21 protein-coding genes and 1 tRNA gene are annotated in these 19,336 nt (G+C 64.2%); 8 read left to right on the forward strand and 14 right to left on the reverse strand.

The window, feature by feature from the left end:
- Positions 1-30: 30 nt before the first annotated feature.
- From ACFPFW_RS05520 to ACFPFW_RS05555, 8 genes are all read right to left on the reverse strand, one after another.
- A complete protein-coding gene (locus tag ACFPFW_RS05520; protein ID WP_114956967.1) occupies positions 31-291 on the reverse strand; it encodes a hypothetical protein in 261 nt (86 codons plus the stop codon).
- Positions 292-298: 7 nt separating this feature from the next.
- Positions 299-583, reverse strand: a complete 285-nt coding sequence (locus tag ACFPFW_RS05525) for a formate dehydrogenase subunit delta (protein WP_114956968.1) — start codon at positions 581-583, stop codon at positions 299-301.
- Positions 584-586: 3 nt separating this feature from the next.
- Positions 587-3,442, reverse strand: a complete 2,856-nt coding sequence (fdhF, locus tag ACFPFW_RS05530; protein WP_114956969.1) for a formate dehydrogenase subunit alpha — start codon at positions 3,440-3,442, stop codon at positions 587-589.
- Positions 3,443-3,453: 11 nt separating this feature from the next.
- Entirely contained in the window at positions 3,454-5,013 is a 1,560-nt protein-coding gene (locus ACFPFW_RS05535; protein WP_114956970.1) for a formate dehydrogenase beta subunit, read from the reverse strand.
- Positions 5,010-5,483, reverse strand: coding sequence for a formate dehydrogenase subunit gamma (locus ACFPFW_RS05540; RefSeq protein WP_114956971.1), 474 nt, complete (start codon positions 5,481-5,483; stop codon positions 5,010-5,012). Before ACFPFW_RS05540 ends, ACFPFW_RS05535 begins: the two co-directional genes overlap by 4 nt.
- Positions 5,484-5,597: 114 nt before the next feature.
- Positions 5,598-6,536: a LysR family transcriptional regulator gene (locus ACFPFW_RS05545; protein WP_114956972.1), complete on the reverse strand. Its 939-nt coding sequence runs from the start codon at positions 6,534-6,536 to the stop codon at positions 5,598-5,600.
- Positions 6,537-6,921: 385 nt separating this feature from the next.
- The gene (locus ACFPFW_RS05550) at positions 6,922-7,095 is read right to left on the reverse strand and encodes a hypothetical protein (protein ID WP_162799663.1); all 174 of its coding nucleotides are present in this window, start codon (positions 7,093-7,095) and stop codon (positions 6,922-6,924) included.
- 811 nt (positions 7,096-7,906) lie between these two features.
- Positions 7,907-8,134 (reverse strand): DUF2188 domain-containing protein, encoded by a 228-nt coding sequence (locus ACFPFW_RS05555; RefSeq protein WP_114956974.1) that lies wholly within the window; start codon positions 8,132-8,134, stop codon positions 7,907-7,909.
- A 200-nt stretch (positions 8,135-8,334) separates the two neighbouring features.
- Between ACFPFW_RS05555 and ACFPFW_RS05560 the strand changes: the two genes are divergently transcribed.
- Positions 8,335-8,727 carry a hypothetical protein gene (locus ACFPFW_RS05560; RefSeq protein ID WP_114956975.1) on the forward strand — a complete coding sequence of 131 codons (393 nt, stop codon included), beginning with the start codon at positions 8,335-8,337 and terminating at the stop codon, positions 8,725-8,727.
- Positions 8,728-8,781: 54 nt separating this feature from the next.
- Here ACFPFW_RS05560 and ACFPFW_RS05565 read toward each other — a convergent pair.
- A tRNA-Arg gene (locus tag ACFPFW_RS05565) sits at positions 8,782-8,858 on the reverse strand.
- Positions 8,859-8,942: 84 nt separating this feature from the next.
- Positions 8,943-10,391, reverse strand: coding sequence for an ATP-binding protein (locus ACFPFW_RS05570; protein WP_114956976.1), 1,449 nt, complete (start codon positions 10,389-10,391; stop codon positions 8,943-8,945).
- Between the two features lie 216 nt (positions 10,392-10,607).
- Between ACFPFW_RS05570 and rpmH the strand changes: the two genes are divergently transcribed.
- From rpmH to dapE, 7 genes are all read left to right on the forward strand, one after another.
- The gene (gene rpmH, locus ACFPFW_RS05575) at positions 10,608-10,742 is read left to right on the forward strand and encodes a 50S ribosomal protein L34 (protein WP_114957075.1); all 135 of its coding nucleotides are present in this window, start codon (positions 10,608-10,610) and stop codon (positions 10,740-10,742) included.
- The gene (gene rnpA / locus ACFPFW_RS05580; protein ID WP_114957076.1) at positions 10,739-11,143 is read left to right on the forward strand and encodes a ribonuclease P protein component; all 405 of its coding nucleotides are present in this window, start codon (positions 10,739-10,741) and stop codon (positions 11,141-11,143) included. Before rpmH ends, rnpA begins: the two co-directional genes overlap by 4 nt.
- A 14-nt stretch (positions 11,144-11,157) precedes the next feature.
- Positions 11,158-12,984 carry a membrane protein insertase YidC gene (yidC, locus tag ACFPFW_RS05585; RefSeq protein WP_114956977.1) on the forward strand — a complete coding sequence of 609 codons (1,827 nt, stop codon included), beginning with the start codon at positions 11,158-11,160 and terminating at the stop codon, positions 12,982-12,984.
- A gap of 312 nt (positions 12,985-13,296) precedes the next feature.
- Positions 13,297-14,139, forward strand: coding sequence for a 2,3,4,5-tetrahydropyridine-2,6-dicarboxylate N-succinyltransferase (gene dapD, locus ACFPFW_RS05590; protein ID WP_114956978.1), 843 nt, complete (start codon positions 13,297-13,299; stop codon positions 14,137-14,139).
- An 18-nt stretch (positions 14,140-14,157) separates the two neighbouring features.
- Positions 14,158-14,589 (forward strand): DUF805 domain-containing protein, encoded by a 432-nt coding sequence (locus ACFPFW_RS05595; protein ID WP_114956979.1) that lies wholly within the window; start codon positions 14,158-14,160, stop codon positions 14,587-14,589.
- A gap of 68 nt (positions 14,590-14,657) precedes the next feature.
- On the forward strand, positions 14,658-15,233 hold the full coding sequence (locus ACFPFW_RS05600) for a DUF805 domain-containing protein (RefSeq protein WP_162799665.1): 576 nt from the start codon (positions 14,658-14,660) through the stop codon (positions 15,231-15,233).
- A gap of 182 nt (positions 15,234-15,415) precedes the next feature.
- Positions 15,416-16,567, forward strand: a complete 1,152-nt coding sequence (gene dapE / locus ACFPFW_RS05605) for a succinyl-diaminopimelate desuccinylase (protein WP_114956981.1) — start codon at positions 15,416-15,418, stop codon at positions 16,565-16,567.
- Here the strand turns inward: dapE and truA are convergent.
- The 4 genes from truA to def are packed head-to-tail and all read right to left on the reverse strand — an operon-like array spanning position 16,552 to position 19,310.
- A complete protein-coding gene (gene truA, locus ACFPFW_RS05610; RefSeq protein ID WP_114956982.1) occupies positions 16,552-17,298 on the reverse strand; it encodes a tRNA pseudouridine(38-40) synthase TruA in 747 nt (248 codons plus the stop codon). The genes dapE and truA overlap by 16 nt on opposite strands.
- A complete protein-coding gene (locus ACFPFW_RS05615; RefSeq protein ID WP_162799666.1) occupies positions 17,273-17,806 on the reverse strand; it encodes a GNAT family N-acetyltransferase in 534 nt (177 codons plus the stop codon). Before ACFPFW_RS05615 ends, truA begins: the two co-directional genes overlap by 26 nt.
- Positions 17,803-18,735, reverse strand: coding sequence for a methionyl-tRNA formyltransferase (gene fmt / locus ACFPFW_RS05620; RefSeq protein ID WP_114956984.1), 933 nt, complete (start codon positions 18,733-18,735; stop codon positions 17,803-17,805). The genes ACFPFW_RS05615 and fmt overlap by 4 nt, the downstream gene beginning before the upstream one ends.
- A complete protein-coding gene (def, locus tag ACFPFW_RS05625; RefSeq protein WP_114957077.1) occupies positions 18,732-19,310 on the reverse strand; it encodes a peptide deformylase in 579 nt (192 codons plus the stop codon). Before def ends, fmt begins: the two co-directional genes overlap by 4 nt.
- Positions 19,311-19,336 lie beyond the last annotated feature (26 nt).

A 19,336-nucleotide genomic window follows, 5' to 3' on the forward strand; every position in this document is an offset into this window, starting at 1 on the left:
GCCGCCACAAAGGAGCGAGGATCTGGAATCTCAGGCGCTTCCGGCCGCTTTGTTGATGCGATCCAATTGGTCAGCGGCATCGGCCAGTGCCTCGGAAAGGCTGCGCAATTGCGCAGGGTCCAGAGCGAGCTGGAGCGCAGGAACGGAATCGCCCGCATTCACTGGCGCGGCGATCTCCAGCCGGACGCCACCGCGCTCATTGGCGAAGAGAGCCGTCGAAAAGGCGGCCAGAGGCCAGACCTTGAGACGGCCCTGCGCGTCCTTTTCCCAATCGGCGAATGCCGTGCTCATGCTCGCCTCACCCTGCGTCGCAGGCCATGTCTCCGAGTTCCTTCGGGCCGCCAGTCGCGCGAGCCGTCGGGCTCTTCGTCTGGGCGATCAGATGGAAGGCCTCGATGACGGAGGGGTGAAGGCCTTCACCGCCATGCTCGATATGAGCACCGAGATCGCGGCGCATCACCGGCGACCAGAACTTAACGACGTGGTCCTGGACGCCCGCGATCGCCTCGTCATGCGTATAGGGTTTGAAGAAGTCCGCGATCTGGTTCGCCATGCGAACCAAAGTCTTGGTATTGTCGGCCATCTCTTACTCCGCCGCGTCGAGGATGCGGGTGAGTGAGATGTCCTCTTCCATGAACTTCTCCTGCCAGTAGGACGGCCCGTTCGTCTTGCGGACCTGGACGGCCGTGACCTTGTATTCCGGGCAGTTCGTGGCCCAGTCGGAGAATTCAGTGGTGATGACGTTCGCACCGGTCACCGGGTGGTGGAAGGTCGTGTAGACGACGCCCGGCTGCATGCGCTCGGAGATCTTGGCCCGGAGCGAAACTTCGCCGACGCGGCTCTGGATCGCCACGAGGTCGCCATCACGCAGGCCGCGGTTTTCCGCGTCGAACGGATGGATCTCGAGGATGTCCTCCGGATGCCATGCCGTGTTGTCCGTACGGCGCGTCTGCGCACCTACATTGTAATGGGCGAGGATGCGCCCCGTGGTCAGCACCAGCGGGAACTTCGCCGTCGTGCGCTCGTCCGTCGGGACGAACTCAGTCATCATGAACCGGCCCTTCCCGCGGACGAAGCGGTCGACGTGCATCAGCGGAGTACCGAGCGGCGCCGCCTCGTTGCATGGCCACTGGACCGAGCCGACCTTGTCGAGCAGGTCGTAGCTGACACCCGCGAAGGTCGGGGTCAGACGCGCCACCTCGTCCATGATCTCGCCCGGATGTGCATAGTTCATCTCGTAGCCGAGTGCCTTGGCGAGCATGATAGTGACTTCCCAGTCGGCGTAGCCCGGCAACGGCGCCATCACCTTGCGGACGCGGTTGATGCGGCGCTCGGCGTTGGTGAACGTGCCATCCTTTTCGAGGAAGGAGGTACCCGGCAGGAAGACGTGCGCGTACTTGGCCGTCTCGTTGATGAAGATGTCCTGGATGACGACGCATTCCATCGCCTCGAGGCCGGCCGCGACGTGCTGCGCGTCCGGGTCGGACTGAACGATGTCCTCGCCCTGGATGTAGATGCCCATAAAGCGCTTCGCGAGCGCCTCGTCGAGCATGTTCGGGATGCGCAGGCCCGGCTCCGAGGAGAGCGGACGGCCCCACATGCTCTCGAACATCTCGCGCGTGGCGTCGTCGGAGACGTGGCGGTAGCCCGGCAGTTCGTGCGGGAAAGAGCCCATGTCGCACGAGCCCTGCACGTTGTTCTGGCCGCGCAGCGGGTTGATGCCGACGCCTTCGCGGCCGATGTTCCCGGTGGCCATTGCGAGGTTCGCCATCCCCATGACCATGGTCGAGCCCTGGCTGTGCTCGGTGACGCCGAGGCCGTAATAGATCGCGGCGTTACCGCCGGTCGCGTAGAGGCGAGCCGCTGCGCGGAGCTTCTGGGCCGGAATGCCGGTGATGCTTTCCGAAGCCTCGGGCGAGTTGCGTTCTTCGGCGATGAAGCGCGCCCAGCTCTCGAACTCGGCAAGGTCGCAGCGCTCGCGCACATACTGCTCGTTGACGAGGCCTTCGGTCACGACGACGTGCGCCATCGCGTTGATGAAGGCGACGTTCGCGCCGGGCTTCAACTGCAGGTGATAATCGGCCAGCACATGCGGCGACTTCACGAGGTCGATCGAGCGCGGATCGGCGACGATCAGCTTCGCGCCCTCCCGGATGCGGGCCTTCATGCGCGAACCGAACACGGGATGGGCGTCGGTCGGGTTGGCGCCGATGACGAGGATGACGTCCGATTCAGAGACCGAGGCGAAGGTCTGCGTGCCGGCCGAGGTGCCGAGCGTGACGCTGAGGCCGTAACCCGTCGGCGAATGGCAGACGCGGGCGCAGGTGTCGACATTGTTCGTGCCGAACGCGGCACGGATCAGCTTCTGGACGAGATAGGTCTCTTCGTTCGTGCAGCGCGACGAGGTAATGCCGCCGACGGCGTCGCGGCCGTACTGCGCCTGGATGCGCTTGAACTCGGACGCGGCGTGGTTGATCGCCTCTTCCCAGGTCACTTCCTGCCACGGATCGGTGATCTTGGCGCGGATCATCGGCTTCAGCTTGCGGTCCTTGTGGGTCGCGTAGCCATAGGCGAAGCGGCCCTTCACGCAGGAATGGCCCTCGTTCGCCTTGCCGTCCTTATATGGAACCATGCGGACGAGCTTGTCGCCGCTCATCTCGGCCTTGAACGAGCAGCCGACGCCGCAGTAGGCGCAGGTGGTGACGACCGAGTGCTCGGGCGTGCCTATCTCGATGACCGACTTCTCCTGGAGTGTGGCGGTCGGGCAGGCCTGCACGCAGGCGCCGCAGGATACGCACTCGGATTCGAGGAACGGCTCGAACATTCCGGGCGAAACGCGGCTGCCGAAGCCACGCCCCTCGATCGTCAGCGCGAACGTGCCCTGCACTTCCTCGCAGGCGCGGACGCAGCGGTTGCAGACGATGCACTTGGCCGGATCGTAGGTGAAGTAGGGGTTCGACTCGTCCTTCGGCAGGAACAGGTCCGACGCCTTGTCGAAGTGGCTCAGATTGTCCATGCCGTAGCGGACTTCGCGGAGACCGACCGCGCCGGCCATGTCCTGAAGTTCGCAGTCGCCGTTCGCCGAGCAGGTCAGGCAGTCGAGCGGATGATCGGAGATGTAGAGCTCCATCACGCCCTTGCGGATTGTGTGAAGGCGGTCCGACTGGGTGTGGACGACGATGCCAGGCGCAACCGGGGTCGTGCACGAGGCCGGCGTACCGGCGCGGCCCTCGATCTCGACGAGGCAGAGGCGGCAGGAGCCGAAGCTCTCCAGCATGTCCGTGGCACAGAGCTTGGGGATGGTCGTACCCATCTCCATCGCCGCGCGCATGATCGACGTTCCCTCCGGGACAGTGATCTCGCTGCCGTCAATGGTCAGGGTGACCATCTTCTCGGACTTGGACTTCTTCGTGCCGTAGTCGATTTCGTGGACGAGCGACATGGTCGTTATCCTCACTCAGCTGCCTGAAGCGTCGGCTTGCGGCCGAAGTCTTCCGGGAAATGTTTGATGGCGCTTTCGACCGGGAACGGCGTCATGCCGCCCAGCGCGCAGAGCGAACCCAGACGCATGGTCTGGCAAAGGTCTTCGATGATCGCGAGGTTCTTCTCGACATTGATGCCGGCGGCGATCTTGTCGAACGTCTCCTTGCCGCGGGTCGAGCCGATCCGGCACGGCGTGCACTTGCCGCAGCTCTCGACCGCACAGAACTCCATGGCGAAGCGCGCCATCTTGAGCAGGTTCACCGTGTCGTCGAAGAGCACGATGCCGCCATGGCCGACACCCGCGCCGATCGCGGTGAAAGCCTCGTAATCGAACAGCGTGTCCCACTGATGGACCGGGACATAGGCGCCGAGCGGCCCGCCGACCTGTACCGCGCGCTCCGGGCGGCCCGACAGCGTGCCGCCGCCGAAGTCATAGACCAGCGAGCCCAGCGTGCAGCCGAACGCGATCTCGACGAGACCGCCGTATTTCAGATTGCCGGCGAGCTGGACCGGCATCGTGCCGCGCGAACGGCCCATGCCGAAATCGGCGTAATATTTGCCGCCTTCCGAGAGGATGATCGGCACCGACGCCATCGACATGACGTTGTTGATGACGGTCGGCTTGCCGAAGGCGCCGACGAGGGCCGGAAGCGGCGGCTTGGCACGGACAAGGCCGCGCTTGCCCTCGAGCGATTCCAGCAGCGAGGTCTCCTCGCCGCAGACATAGGCGCCCGCGCCCATGCGGACTTCCATGTCGAAGTCGTACTTCGAACCCGCCACGCCCTTGCCGAGCAGACCGGCCTTGCGCGCGATCGCAATCGCGTCGTTCATCGCCTTGATCGCGTGCGGATATTCCGAGCGGGTGTAGACGTAGCCGTAGGTCGCACCGACGCCGATACCGGCGATCGTCATGCCCTCGATGAGCACGAAGGGGTCGCCCTCCATGATCATGCGATCGGAGAATGTGCCCGAGTCGCCTTCGTCGGCGTTGATGACGATGTATTTCTGATCGGCCTTCGCGGCGGCGACCGTGCGCCACTTGATGCCGGTCGGGAAGCCCGCGCCGCCACGGCCGCGCAGGCCCGACGCGAAGACCTCCTCGACCGTCGCCTCGGAGCCGATCGAGATCGCCTTTTCGAGGCCCTTGTAGCCGCCAAGCGCCTTGTAGGCTTCGAGCGAGCGCGGATCGGTGATGCCGCAGCGCGCGAAGGTCAGGCGCTGCTGCTTCTTGAGATAGGGATGCTCGTCGGTCAGGCCGATATGCAGCTTGTGGCCGCCCTTGCCCTCGTGGAAGCCGGCGTCGAACAGCGTCGGGACATCGGTGTCCTCGACCGGGCCGAAAGCCACGCGGCCCTTCGGCGTCTCGACCTCGACCAGCGGCTCCAGCCACAGCATGCCGCGCGAGCCGTTGCGGACGATCTCGACCGGCAGGCCGCGCTTCAGCGCCTCGGTCTGGATCGCGGAAACGACCTCGTCGGCGCCGACCGCGAGCGCCGCGACATCGATCGGAACGTAAATCCTGATGGTCACGACTGCGCCTCCGTCAGGATGGCGTCGAGCTTCGACTCGGTGAGGCGGCCGACCATACGGTCGTCGACCTGGGCGGACGGCGCGGTGGCGCAAAGTCCGAGGCAATAGATCGGCTCTAGGGTGACGCGGCGGTCCGGCGTGGTCTCGCCGAGCTTGATGCCGAGACGCTTCTCGGCGCGCTCGGCCAGGGCGTCACCGCCCATGGACTGGCAGGCCTCGGCGCGGCAGAGCCTCACCACATGTCGGCCCGGCAGTTCGTGCCGGAACTCGTGGTAGAACGTGACGGTACCGTAGACCTCCGCGCGCGACAGATTCAGCGCATCGGCGATCATCGGGATCGCTGCTTCCGGCACAAAACCAAAGGCGTGCTGAATCTCATGGAGAATCGGCATCGTGGCGCCTTTGGTGCCGGCGAACTCTGCAATGATTGCCGCAGCCCGCTCACGCGTCCACGGCTCAAAATGCGACATGGTCCTGTCCCACGCTGACTTTCGAACTTCTCCAAAATGGAATTGTCCGAAGGTGAAATCAATGCAGCGTTTCCGTTGTCTGATTAGATATCGCTATCAAACGGAAATTCTGCATTAAAGTGCGGTGGGCTGATGCCGTTCTAAAGAGGAGACTGAACTGGTCAATGCCAAGACCGGCGCGAGACGCTGGGCTTCGCTCCAGAGAGCCGCAGTGAGCGGTTTCAACGGGTTACGGTCGACCACGACCAACCCGATCATGTGAACGAGCTCCGGCTCGACCAGCGGAATGGAGCGCACGCTCTCGGGAAGGTCGAACATGTCCGCGAACTTCTTCGGCATGACCGTCGACCAATTGCCGGTCCGTACATGGGCGACAAGCGCCGTGACGGAATCGGACTCCAGGCTCGCCTCGGGTTTGGCGCCCACCGATTCCAGCGTCTTGTCGATGATCCGGCGGTTCTGCATGTCCGGCGACATCAGGCAGAGCGGCAGCTTCCCGGCTTGTTCCCACGTCACCATCCGCGCCGAACCGTAAGGGCCGTCGACCGACGTCAGCAGCTGATATTCCTCGCGGTAAAGTGGCAGCGTCCGCATCCGCCCGACCGGCTCGTTCTCGACATAGGTGATGCCGATATCGACCTCGAGATTTTCGAGGAGCGTCAGGATCGAGACCGATGTGCGGGAAATGATATTGAACGACACATCCGGATGACGCTGCCGGAACGGCGTCGTCAGTGCCGCCACCATCGGCAGCGCGGTCGGGATCGCGGCAATGCGGAGCTGGCCGGAGAGGCCCTTTTTCAGCGCCGAGACGTCCTGCCGCATGGCTCGGCTGTCGGCGACGATCCGGCGCGCCCATTCGAGCACGCGTTCGCCCTCCGGCGTGAAACCCTGGAAGCGCGAGCCGCGATCGACGAGACGCACGCCCAGCATTTCCTCGAGGTTCTGGATACCCGATGAGAGTGTTGGCTGGGTGACGCCACAAGCCTCCGCAGCCTTGCGAAAATGTCGCTCGCTGGCCAGCGCCAGCAGGAACTCAAGTTTATCGATCACCTGGACTGCATAATCCTGCGTACTGTCCGCGAACGCCCTTAGCACCCGATATTACACTATAAACCGCCATTGTCGCGACAGTCGCACCGCTCGACCACAGTCTGCGCTCAAGCCCGGCGGGACCAAGGGTGATTGGGCGTCGCCGCGCGAGGCGACTGGCTGAAGCATGGAGCTGATGGACCCCGCTCCCAGCGAACCGAAGATGCGACTGGCGCCACACCACCCAGGAATTGACGCAGGGCAAGCCGCAGGACCTCCGAACGGTTCGGCTTGGGCTCAGGCTGCTGATCGATCCAGACATCGACCGCATTGCTGAGTTCGGGCGGCAGTTGCGCCGCGATCATATGCTGGCTCGGCTTCGAACGCTTCCGCATGGCGCCGACCCTCAAGCCAGGGCTTCGCGAAGGCGGGCCGCTTGTTCGCGGCACTCTCGCGCTTCATCACGAAGGCGTATGCATTCATTGTAAGTATCGGCTGTTTCGGCCAAGGCAACCAACCGCGAGGCTTCCTCTTCGAGGAGTTTGATCATCTCGGCGGGCGAGTTTTCGAGCTCAAGCATGGGGACCCCGAATGATTGTCACCCGAAGTTTGACACGCAAAAATTGCGGCCGTTACCTAATGCTCGAATTTACCTAAAGATTTAAGCCTAACGCGCGCTCCGCTCTATTCGACCGGAGCTGCAGATGCCTCCGTCGGCTGGCGCCGGTGCCGCCACTCCCACGTCAGTTAAACGCGCGATCAAAAATGAGGCTTTGGCTTAACTGATGGGCCTGAGAGGCTACCGGGCGTAGGGGAGTTGCCTGCACCCTCAACTAACCCCCACTGGCCGTCACGCTTTCTCCTGGGCTGCGTGGCGGCCACGCATCAAGCGACTAGGCGGGCCAAGCCATCGACGATTTTCGCTCAGGCTGCCGGAGCATCCGACACCGCCCGTGGCGGGCCGGCAAGAGTTACCTTCGTCGTTACAATCGGCCCCGCGGCGTAGGCACCGGCGCGGAGCAACGCCTCGCCAGGCGCCCCGCCAACCCGTCGCAACGTTGCTTGATCACAAGTCTGGGCGATCCGGATGGCCAGGTTCCGAAGATGCGCCCGCCGATAACAGAAGAGCGCGATCTCGACGCGCTGCATCATCGGCAGTTTGGAGATACTTCCGATCCCCTCTTCCCGTCCCCTCAGTAAACTTCCGAGTTGTTCGAGTGGGATCGGGCAATATTCCTCGTTCGGTATCGACATTGTAATTCCATCAACGGCTACCCCAATTCAAACGATGGCGATCGAGTGTTAACCGGTGATTAATCCTAACGAGGCGTTGACTACGGGCGATGTCCCGCCCCCGCCCGCAAGCGATCGCAAGCTGCTGGCCCAGGCGGTCAATGGATCGACCCGCCGCTCGTGAAAGTCGGAACGGCGCGAAATGTAAGGAGCGGCCCGCCATCGGGAGACTGCACCCTCACCTCGATCGACTGACCTTGATCCGCCAGCATCACGGCAGCCCGCAAGGCGGCATCCCGAGTGGCGAAATGTCGGGTGGCCTTGCCCTCAATCCTCATCAACCAGTGAGAACCCTGGCGGATTAGATGTACGGTCTGGTCTATCATCGCCGGCAATGTGCATCCACCGCGCGATCACCGGAATCATACATGGAGATAGGTTGGACCGTTCGATTCACTCGCCGAACTTGCTCAAAGGCCACTGTCGACCTGTTGCAGCGGACCCGGCGGATTTATAGCTCCCCGATCGATAAGGAACTCGCGGAGCTCCAGGTTCAAAAGCGGTTCCCCGGGAGAACTGAGAGACAATGGATCTGATCACGGACATCGTCACCGAGCCCGTTTCCGCCAGCGAACTACGGCGCGCCGTGGACGTCTGCAGCGCTGCCCGGCAGGCCAAGGATCAGACGGAAACACATCTTCTGATCATTGCGGAGTTCATCGACGAACTCGAACCGGAGCACATCTCGGCCATCATGTTCCGCATGGAAGCCCTGGCGCGCCTCATTCGAGGCGAACGCCCGGACAGCTGGACCATCGAGCTGGATGGAAAACACCAGGTTCTGGCGCGCGAAGCGGTGCTCGAAGCCGCCGCCGCGGCCGCGCTCCTCGTTTCGCTGGACCAAAACGAGATCGGGTTCGAGCCGGAGAGCTTCAAGAAGCTGGCGCTCGGATTCCCTGCGGGCGCCGGACACGCCTAGGAACGCGTCGCCCGAGACGCACGCCTGGTTAAATCGATGGTTTAAAGAAGAAAATGGCGCGCCCGAAAGGATTCGAACCTCTGACCCTCAGATTCGTAGTCTGATGCTCTATCCAGCTGAGCTACGGGCGCGCATGCACCGGAGGCGATGCCGTCCGGGCGAGCGGGTTGATTAAATAAACGGGCTCGGGATTGCAAGCGCGATCGACGCATTTTTTAGGCGCGGGCGCGCGCCGCCGCACGTTCGCGCAGATCGATCGCGCGGTCGGGAATGGTGATGCGGAAGGTGGCGCCGATCGTCCCGTCGATCAGACGGATATCGCCGCCATGAACACGAACGAGTTCGGCCGCGATCGCGAGGCCGAGGCCCGTTCCGCCGGATTTGGTCGACCCCTGGAAGGGATCGAACAACGTCTCCTTCGCATGCTCCGGAACGCCGGGCCCGGTGTCGGACATCTCGATGACGACGGTCGCACCCTCGCGGCGGCCGACGATGCGGATCTGGTCGCGGCTGGGATCGGTCCTGCCCTTCGATTCCAGCGCCTGCCTGGCATTGCGACCAAGATTGAGCAGAACCCGGAACAGCTGGTCGGGGTCGGCATCGACCGTCAGATCCTTCTCGATGCTTTCGACCCAGCCGATATTCGCATCGTCCTCGATGCCTATCGCCTCGCGGAGGTCAGAGATCAGCCCCTGGACGTCGACCGGCCGCCGCTCGGGCGTCGGCTCCTGCGCCGAGCCGTAAGCCAGCGTCGACTGGCAATAGGCGATCGCCCGTTCGAGGGTGGAGACGAGCTTGCCGGATAGGCGTTTCACGGCCGGGTCGTCGGACATCGCCAGGCGCTCGGAGGCAAGTTGGGCTGCCGTTAGCAGATTCCGAAGGTCGTGGCCGATCTTCGAGACCGCGAGACCGAGCGAAGCAAGGCGCGCACGGTTCTGCAGATGCCCGCGCAATTGGCCCTGCATCAGAGCGAGCTGCCGTTCCGCGAGGCCGATCTCGTCGGTCCGGCCGGTTTCACCTTCGGCATCGATGCGGTTCGGGTTTTCGCCGAATGCCGCCATGCGCTCGGCAAGCCTTCGCACCGGACGGACGATGATGCGGTCGAGCGACAGATAGACGAGCCAGCCGGTGATGCCGGAGACGATGAGGGTGACGAGGAGGATGTTGCGCGAGAACGAGAGCATCGCCTCTTTCAGCGGCGCCTCGTCGAGCAGAACCTCGATGAACTGCCCCTCCGCCGGCGCATCGCCGATCGCCCGGATGATGCCGTCGCCGTGCAGGAGGATCGAGAAGGCGTCGCGCACAGAACCCACGCCCTGCGGCGTGCGCAGATCGACCTCGCGCGACACGGCGGGTGGCGAATCCGACGAAGCGAGGAGACGACGGCTGTCGCCGGTCTGCAGCACGATCAGCCGGGCGCCGATACTGTCGAGAAGCTGGCGCGCCAGCGTTTCCGGCACCATTCCGGAGGGTGCCGCGTCGAGCACGAGGGCGATCGAATGGGCTCGCCCGATGCGGTCGGCAAGCCAGCGCTCGTAGAAGGTCGCGACCGACGGTACATAGACCAGGACGACCGCCAGCATCACGAACATGCTGGTCAACGTCAGGAGTTTGGCCGAGAGACCGCGGCGAACTTCGCTTTGGCTTTGGTCCGAATCCGTCATGAACCGTCCTTGTGGTTCCCCATTACGGGACGATTGCGCACGAAAGATGGTAACATGACAGCGGCTTTATGGGGTCAATCGCGTTGACTTCGGGTCCGGACTGTCCCTATAAGCGCCCCGAACCGGCTGCCGCCACCGTGCGAGCGGCCTTTTTCGCTCATATATGGCCTTTGGCCAGAACCGAATTCGCGGCTTGGCCGCGACGGAGGATGACCCGTGAAACGGACCTATCAGCCGAGCAAGCTGGTGCGCAAGCGCCGCCACGGCTTCCGCGCCCGCATGGAAACGGCCGGTGGCCGCAAGGTTCTCGCGGCTCGCCGCAAGCACGGCCGCAAGCGCCTCTCGGCCTGACCCTTGTGGCGCTCGAGCGCCCGCATGACGTCGCACCCGAGCGTCTGAGACGCAGGGCGGAGTTCCTTGCGGTCGCGAGCGGCCAGCGGGCACACACGTCCCTGCTCACCCTGCAAGCCAGGAAAGACGCGGACCGCCCGGACGCAAAACCGCGCATCGGGCTGACCGTCACCAAGAAATGCGGCGGCGCCGTCGAGCGCAACCGCATGCGCCGCCGCCTGAGGCAGGCCGTGCGGCACGTCGCCTCTTCCGCCGCACATACCGGACATGACTATGTGATCGTGGCGCGATCCGGTGTACTGGACGCGGCGTTCGATCATCTCATCGCCGATCTGGAGGCCGCGTTCCGACGCGTGCACACGGCAAAACCCGGCAATCCGAAAACCAAAAGAACGGATTGAATAGGCCGACCCCAATGATGGAAAACCGCAATCTGTTCCTGGCGATCCTGCTGTCTATCGGCGTGCTCGGCCTGTGGGAATATTTCTACGGCGCCCCGCAGCGCGAGAAAGCGCAGCAGATCGCGGAACAGCAGCGCATCGAGCGCGGCGTCGATCAAAACGCCGCTCAGGGTGCCGCGCCGGGAGCACAGGTTCCGTCGAACCCTGCGGGTGCACCGACCGCTCCGGCAGTCGTCGCCAATCCGGGCGTCACCCGTGAGCAGGCGATCGCTGAGACCAAGCGCATCCCGATCGACACGCCGCGCCTCAAAGGGTCGATCGATCTGACCGGCGGCCGCATCGACGATATCGCGCTGAAGGACTATCGCGAGACGGTCGAGCCCAACAGCCCGAACATCGTCCTCCTGACCCCGCCCGGCGGGCCGCAGCCGTTCTATGCCGAATATGGCTGGGTCGGCGCCGCCGGCACGACCGCGCCGCTGCCCGGTGCCAATACAGTCTGGACCCAGGAGGGCTCGGGCGCGCTGACGGCCTCGACGCCAATCACGCTCTCCTGGAACAATGGACAGGGCCTGACCTTCAAGCGGACGATCTCCGTCGACGTGAACTACATGTTCACCGTCGCCGACCGGGTCGAGAACGCCGGCTCCGCGGCGGTGACGCTGCATCCCTATGCGCTCGTCTCGCGCCATGGCCGGCCGCACGTCTCCGGCTACTACATCCTCCACGAGGGTCTTCTCGGCTGGCTCGGAGACGACGGCCTGCAGGAGATCAAGTACTCGACGATCGAGGAAGAGAAGTCGATCTCGCACCGCGCCAAGGAAGGCTGGCTCGGCATCACCGACAAATACTGGGCGACCGCGCTGGTCCCGCCGCGCGGCGAGGAGTTCACCGGCCGCTTCTCGGCGGTGACCAACCAGGTTCCGATCTACCAGACGGACTATCTGCTGAACGCCCGCGAGGTCGCGCCCGGCGGTTCGACCGAGGTGAAGGGCGAACTGTTCGCCGGCGCCAAGGAAGTCCGCGTTATCAACGAGTACCAGAATAATCTCGGTATTCCGCGTTTCGAGTTGATGATCGACTGGGGTTGGTTCTACTTCCTGACCAAGCCGATGTTCTGGCTCATCGACTTCTTCTTCCACCTCGTCGGGAATTTCGGTGTCGCGATCCTGATCGTCACCGTGCTCGTCAAGCTCGTCTTCTTCCCGCTGGCGAACAAGAGCTACGAGTCGATGTCGAAGATGAAGAAGATCCAGCCCGAGCTGACCGCCATGCGTGATCGGTTCAAGGACGACAAGGTCGCCCAACAGAAGGCGATGATGGATCTTTACAAGAAAGAGAAGATCAATCCGGCGGCCGGCTGCCTGCCGATCCTGATCCAGATCCCGGTCTTCTTCTCGCTCTACAAGGTCATATTCATCACGATCGAGATGCGGCATGCGCCGTTCTTCGGCTGGATCCGGGACCTCTCCGCTCCGGACCCGACCACGATCTTCAACCTGTTCGGCTTGATCCCCTACGATCCGGCCTCGTTGCCGGTCATCGGCCCCTTCCTGATGCTCGGCGTCTGGCCGCTCATCATGGGCGTCACGATGTTCCTGCAGATGCGCCTCAACCCGCTTCCGCCGGACCCGACCCAGGCCATGCTGTTCACCTGGATGCCGGTGTTCTTCACCTTCCTCCTGGCCTCGTTCCCCGCGGGCCTCGTGATCTACTGGTCGTGGAACAACACGCTGTCGATCCTGCAGCAGGCCGCGATCATGAAGCGCCAAGGCGTGAAGGTGGAACTCTGGGACAATATCAGGGGCCTGTTCCGACGAAAGCCGCGAACGCAGGAATGACAAAAGGCCGCCCGATGGGCGGCCTTTTTGTTTCCAGCCGGCGTGAGTGCCAGGAGCGGCCGCCGATGCCGGCCGTCAGATAAACGCCACAAGCAAGGATGTGAACGCACAGCAAAGGCATAGGCCGAGAGCCGAGATCAGCATGGAGATTTCGAAATCGCTGGACATCGCTCTCTTCCTCGACCGCTTCTCGCATCACCGCTGACGCAAAGGTTAGCGCGCCGCCTCGGATAGGCAAGCCGATCATTGACACGGCAGGCTCGCCCGGGCGACAGACCCCGATCAATCTCCTGGATGGATCGAGGACTCTTTATGACCGACGCCGCGCTCGAAACTGCCATTGAAGCTGCCTGGGAGCGTCGCGCCGAACTCACCCCTTCGACCAAGGGCGCCGACCGCGACGCGGTCGAAGCCGCGCTCGATCTGCTGGATTCCGGCAAGGCCCGCGTTGCCGAACCTAAGGATGGCGGCTGGGCCGTCCATCAATGGCTGAAGAAGGCCGTGCTGCTGTCCTTCCGGCTGAACGACATGTCGGTCATCCCGGGCGGCCCGGGTGCCGCGAACTGGTGGGACAAGGTGCCGTCGAAGTTCGACGGCTGGGGCGAGAACCGCTTCCGCGAGGCGGGCTTCCGCGCCGTACCGGGTTCGATCGTCCGCCGCTCGGCCTATATCGCGCCGAACGTCGTGCTGATGCCGAGCTTCGTCAATCTCGGCGCCCATGTCGGCGAAGGCACGATGGTCGATACCTGGGCCACCGTTGGCTCCTGCGCCCAGATCGGCGCGCGGGTGCATCTGTCCGGCGGCGTCGGCATCGGCGGCGTGCTCGAGCCGCTGCAGGCCGGCCCCGTGGTCATCGAGGACGACTGCTTCGTTGGCGCCCGCTCCGAGGTCGTCGAGGGCGTCGTCGTCCGCAAGGGCTCGGTCCTGTCCATGGGCGTGTTCATCAGCTCGACCACCAAGATCGTCGACCGCTCAACCGGCGAGATCTTCATTGGCGAAGTGCCGCCCTATTCGGTCGTGGTCCCCGGTTCGCTGCCGGGCAAGCCGCTGCCCGACGGTACGCCTGGCCCGTCGCTCTATTGCGCCGTCATCGTGAAGCGCGTCGACGAACAGACCCGTTCGAAGACCTCGATCAACGACCTCCTGCGCGACTGACGACGGGACACGGCCGAGATGACCTGGCTGATCGAGTTCTTCTTCCGGTTTCGCGGCCGCGTCAGCCGATCCCGCTACTGGTTCGGAACTTTGGCCGTGCTGGCCGCCTGCCTCGTGGTGTTTCTCATCCTGGTGGCAATGGCGCCCCGGTTCGGATGGCAGTTCGACGACGAGGAGATCGCCACGCTTGGCGTGCCGTTCATCGTGATCTGCGTGGTTTCGACTCTCGCTCTGTCCGCGAAACGGCTGCACGACCGGAACAAGAGCGCATGGTGGCTCGTCGTGTTTTACGTGCCGCCGCTTTTCTCCGACATCATTCTCGGAGCAACCGCGGAAGCAAACCTCATCTCGACCTTCTTCTCGATCTGGGCACTGATCGAGCTCGGCTTCCTGCGCGGCACCGACGGTCCGAACCGGTTCGGTCATGAACCCGTCCCCGTGACCGCGTGAGAGGTAAGCTTCGCACAGGCATCGCGGAATAGAGAGACGCCAGAAGCTTCTCTATCTCCGTGGTCGCGATGAACTGGACCTGGGTTTTCTTCAGCTTCCAAGGCCGGCTGGCCCGCAAGCCGTTCTGGATCGGTCTCGCAGCACCATTCGGGCTCGCCCTCTTCGGGGCCCTGTTCATCTGGATCGTCGGGTCGATGGCGGCATCTCCGCCCATTATCGCGCTCGAAATCGCCTTCGCGATCTCGATTTCCGTTCTCTGCCTGGCTCTGGGATCGAAACGACTGCAGGACCGCGACAAGAGCGGCTGGTGGATTCTTCCCTATTTCTTCGTGCCGCAGGCTATCGCCAGCGCCGCTTTGGCCCTGCCGGACAGCGCCGCGCCCGTCTTCATCGCAATCGGCATCGCGGTCGCGTTCTGTGCGCTGCTCGATCTCGGCTGTCTCGAAGGCACGCCCGGACGCAACCGGTTTGGCACGGATCCGAATGCACCTGTCCCGGTCCAGGAGAAGCCGGAGCACCACGAGTCCCATTTCGCCCGTCCGAACGATGTCTGGCAACCGAACCAGCCAGCCAGCGGACCACGCACGGGCCTCGACAAATTCCTCGACGAGCCTGCCCGTCCGCGGCGCCGCGAGGCCTCCTGACCAACAACAATCCTCTGGCGCTTCGCCGCGACGCGTTCTAAGTCCGCTGAAACGCCGGGGATTCCCATGAGCTGGGTTCTGCTGCTGACATCCTTCACCGGGCGCATCAATCGCGCCCGGTTCTGGCTTGGCTGGGCGATCCATAGCCCCGATCCCCTCGCATCCCAGACCACGGCAACCGCGTGACCATTACAACTGTCGAACTGACCCAGGCGCTGATCCGCTGCCGCAGCGTCACTCCCGATGACAACGGCGCGCTCGACGTCCTCAGCGACGTCCTGCGCGACGCCGGCTTCGACGTCCATCTGCCGGTCTTCTCTGCGCCGGACACGCCCGACATCCGCAATCTTTATGCGCGCATCGGAACCGGGGCTCCGATCTTCGTCTTCGCCGGCCACACAGACGTCGTCCCACCTGGCGACGAGGCCAGTTGGACGGCCGGGGCCTTCTCGGGAGAAGTCCGCGACGGCGTCCTCTATGGGCGCGGCGCCGTCGACATGAAGGGCGGGGTCGCCGCGATGACGGTGGCCGCGCTCCGCCACATCGAGAAGCATGGTCTGGAAAACGGCTCGATCGCCTTCCTGATCACCGGCGACGAGGAAGGGCCGGCGATCAACGGCATGGTGAAGCTGCTCGAATGGGCCGCCGAACGGCAGGAGCGCTTCGACCATTGCGTGCTCGGCGAGCCGAGTTCAAGGTCGGAACTCGGGGACGAGGTGAAGATCGGCCGGCGCGGTTCGCAGTCCGGCACTTTGGTCGTCCATGGCAAGCAGGGCCACGTGGCGTACCCGCACAAGGCGGACAATCCGATCCGCCGGATGCTGCCGATCCTCGACACCTTGCTCGCCCCCCTGGACGATGGCACCGCTCATTTCGAGCGCTCGAACCTTGAGTTGACCAGCGTCGATGTCGGCAATCCAACCCCGAACGTCATCCCGGCCAAGGCCACGATTTCCTTCAACGTCCGCTTCAACGACACCTATACCCTGGACACCCTGAAGACGCTGCTGAGCGAACGCGTGAAGCAGGCCGCCGGTCCGACGCGCTACGAGTTGTCGTTCGCCACGCGGGCAGCGTCGAGCTTCATCACCGAGCCCGGCGACTTCATCCAGATCATCGCGGATTCAGTCGAAGCCGAAACCGGCCGTCGGCCCCGTCTCGCGACGGGCGGCGGGACGTCGGACGCCCGCTTCATCAAGGACTACTGCCCCGTGGTCGAAGTCGGCATGACGAACGCGACCATGCATCAGGTCGACGAGCGCGTGTCGGTCGCGGAACTGGACGCCGTGACGAGGGTCTACGAACAGATCCTCGCGCGCTATTTCGCCTCGTAATCGACCCGCATCAGATACAGGCCGCAGGACGGTGCAAGCGCCCCGCAACGGGAGCGGTCACGGGCTTCGAGCGCCGCTTTGAGATCGTCGGCCATCCATCGCTCCTCGCCGACAAGCTTGAGCGAACCGGTGATCGATCTCACCTGATGATGCAGGAACGAGCGCGCCGATACGCGCAGCACGACCGCGTGGCCCTCGCGCTCGATCTCGATCCGGTCGAGCGTCTTCACCGCGCTTTTCGCCTGGCATTCGGCCGCGCGGAAGGTCGTGAAATCGTGCCTGCCGACCAGAACCTGCGCCGCGGCGTGCATCGCGTCGTGATCGAGTGGTCGCGGCACCTGCCAGGCACGATCCGCTTCGAGCGTCAGTGGCGGACGGCGGTCAATCAGCCGGTATTCGTAATAGCGCCTGGTGGCCGAGAAACGGGCGTCGAAATCGTCCGCCACGCGCTCGGCCGACAGCACCGCGACGGGCCATGGCCGCGCATGCGCGTTGATCGCGTCGCGCACCGTGTCTTCCGGCCAGTCCTTCGAGAGATCGACATGCGCCACCTGCCCGCGCGCATGGACGCCGGAATCGGTACGCCCCGCTCCGCCGACGGTAACCTCGTCGCCGCAGAACGCGAGCACCGCGGCTTCGAGCGTGCCCTGCACCGACTGGCCGTTATCCTGCCTCTGCCAGCCGCAGAACGGCGTGCCGTCGTACTCAATCGTCAGTTTGTAGCGGGGCATTGGGAAGGTCGGCGAATGCCGGTGCGTAGCGGATCAGGCCGTGGGCGTAGCGGCCACGCTCGGTCAGCGCAAGCGCCTGCTGGTTCGGGCCGTCATAGGGCGTCTCGAAATTCCTGGCCTGTTCGGCGGTGAAACCGAACCTGCCGTAGAAGGCCGGATCGCCCAGGACAAAGATGACGTCCACGCCCTGGCCGTGGAGGATCTTGATCCCCTCGCTCACCAGAGCGGTCCCGACGCCCTTCCCCTGATAGGATTCGAGCACGGCCAGTGGCCCGAGCGCGACCGCTTTGAGGCCCATGCTCTCGACGGCTGTCAGGCGCGAAAACAGGATGTGGCCGGCCAACGCGCCGCCGCGACGGGCGACGAGCGACAGCACGCCGTCGCCCTCGCTCTGCAGATAGTCGACGAGTTCCGCCTCCGACCAGGTCGGAAACACCGACTGATGGATCTTTCGGATCACCGGGATGTCGTGCTTGCTCTCGAGCCGGATGTAAAAGCGACTGCTCATGAGAAGAGCGCTCCCGCCTCGAGCCGCGCACCCCGCGCGAAATCGGCGAACGGCATCGGCCCCTTGCCGGCGCGCTGGACCGTGACGAGCCGGACCGCGCCTTCCGCGCATGCAATCGCCCCGGAAGCATCGAGCAGCGACCCGGGGGTGCCCCTACCGTCGCGACTTTCGCTGCGGAGCACGCGCAGCCGTTCCGGCCCCTTGCCGAGATCGACCTCGCACCACCCCCCCGGAAACGGTGACAGGCCGCGAATATGGTCGTGCACCTCTTTCGACGGCCGGGCCCAATCGATCCGCGTCTCGGCATTGGTCAGCTTCTGGGCGTAGGTCACGCCTTCGGTGGGTTGCGGAACGGCCGTGAGCGGACCGCGATCAAGATCGTTCATGACCTCGGCCATCAGCCGCGCGCCGCTGCGTGCCAGCCGGTCGTGCAGTTCGCCCGCGGTCTCGTTCTCGCCGATCGCCATCCTCTCCTCTCGAACGACGGGACCGGTATCGAGGCCCTCGTCCATCCGCATGATCGCGCACCCCGTCTCCGCATCGCCGGCCATAATCGCCCGGTTGATCGGAGCCGCCCCCCGCCAGCGCGGCAGGAGCGACGCATGCAGATTGAAGCAGCCGTCCGCCGGGGCGTCCAGAACGCTTTTCGGCAGAAGCAAACCATACGCCACCACGACGGCGGCATGGGCGCGATGGGCGCGAAAGGCCGCGGCGGCCTCGTCGGACCTCAGGCTGGGCGGTGTGAAGACCGGAATTCCGAAAAGATCAGCTGCCGTATGCACGGGCGTTCGGCGCTCGGCCATTCCGCGACCTGCCGGCTTCGGCGCCCGAGTATAGACTGCGACGACGTCATGGCCCGCCTCGCGGATCGCGGCAAGTGTTGGCACCGCGAAATCGGGCGTCCCCATGAAGACGAGGCGGAGCGTCACAATTCGGCGCCCGCGTCCCGTTTCTCGCCCTTGAGCTTCGGTTTCGGCAGATAAGGCTGCGGACCGCCGTCGCGCTTGGCCGTCTTCTGGAACTTCTTCCAGACCATCTCTCGCTTCAGCTTCGAGATGTGGTCGATGAACAGGATTCCATCGAGATGGTCCATCTCGTGCTGGATGCAGGTGGCGAGCACGCCGTCCGCCTTGATCTCCTGCTCCTTGCCCTCGCGATCGAGATAGTGCACGCGCACCTCGGCCGGCCGTTCGACCTCCTCGTAATATTCGGGGATCGACAGGCAGCCTTCCTCGTAGACCGAGATGTCCTCCGATTCCCAGACGATCTCGGGATTGATCAGGACGAGCGGTTCCTGTTCGTCGTCGCGCGATGAAACATCGACCACCGCGAGCCGCTTAAGCACGCCGATCTGCGGCGCGGCGAGGCCGATGCCGGGCGCGGCATACATCGTCTCGAACATGTCATCGATCAGCGTCTGCAGCTCGGCATCGAAGACCGTGACCGGTTCCGTCTTCTGACGGAGCACGTTGTCGGGAATGACGTGGATGGGGCGGATTGTCATGATTGTCGCGAGATAGTCTGGCACGT

The organism is Flaviflagellibacter deserti (assembly GCF_042652085.1).
Taxonomy (GTDB): domain Bacteria; phylum Pseudomonadota; class Alphaproteobacteria; order Rhizobiales; family Methylopilaceae; genus Flaviflagellibacter; species Flaviflagellibacter deserti.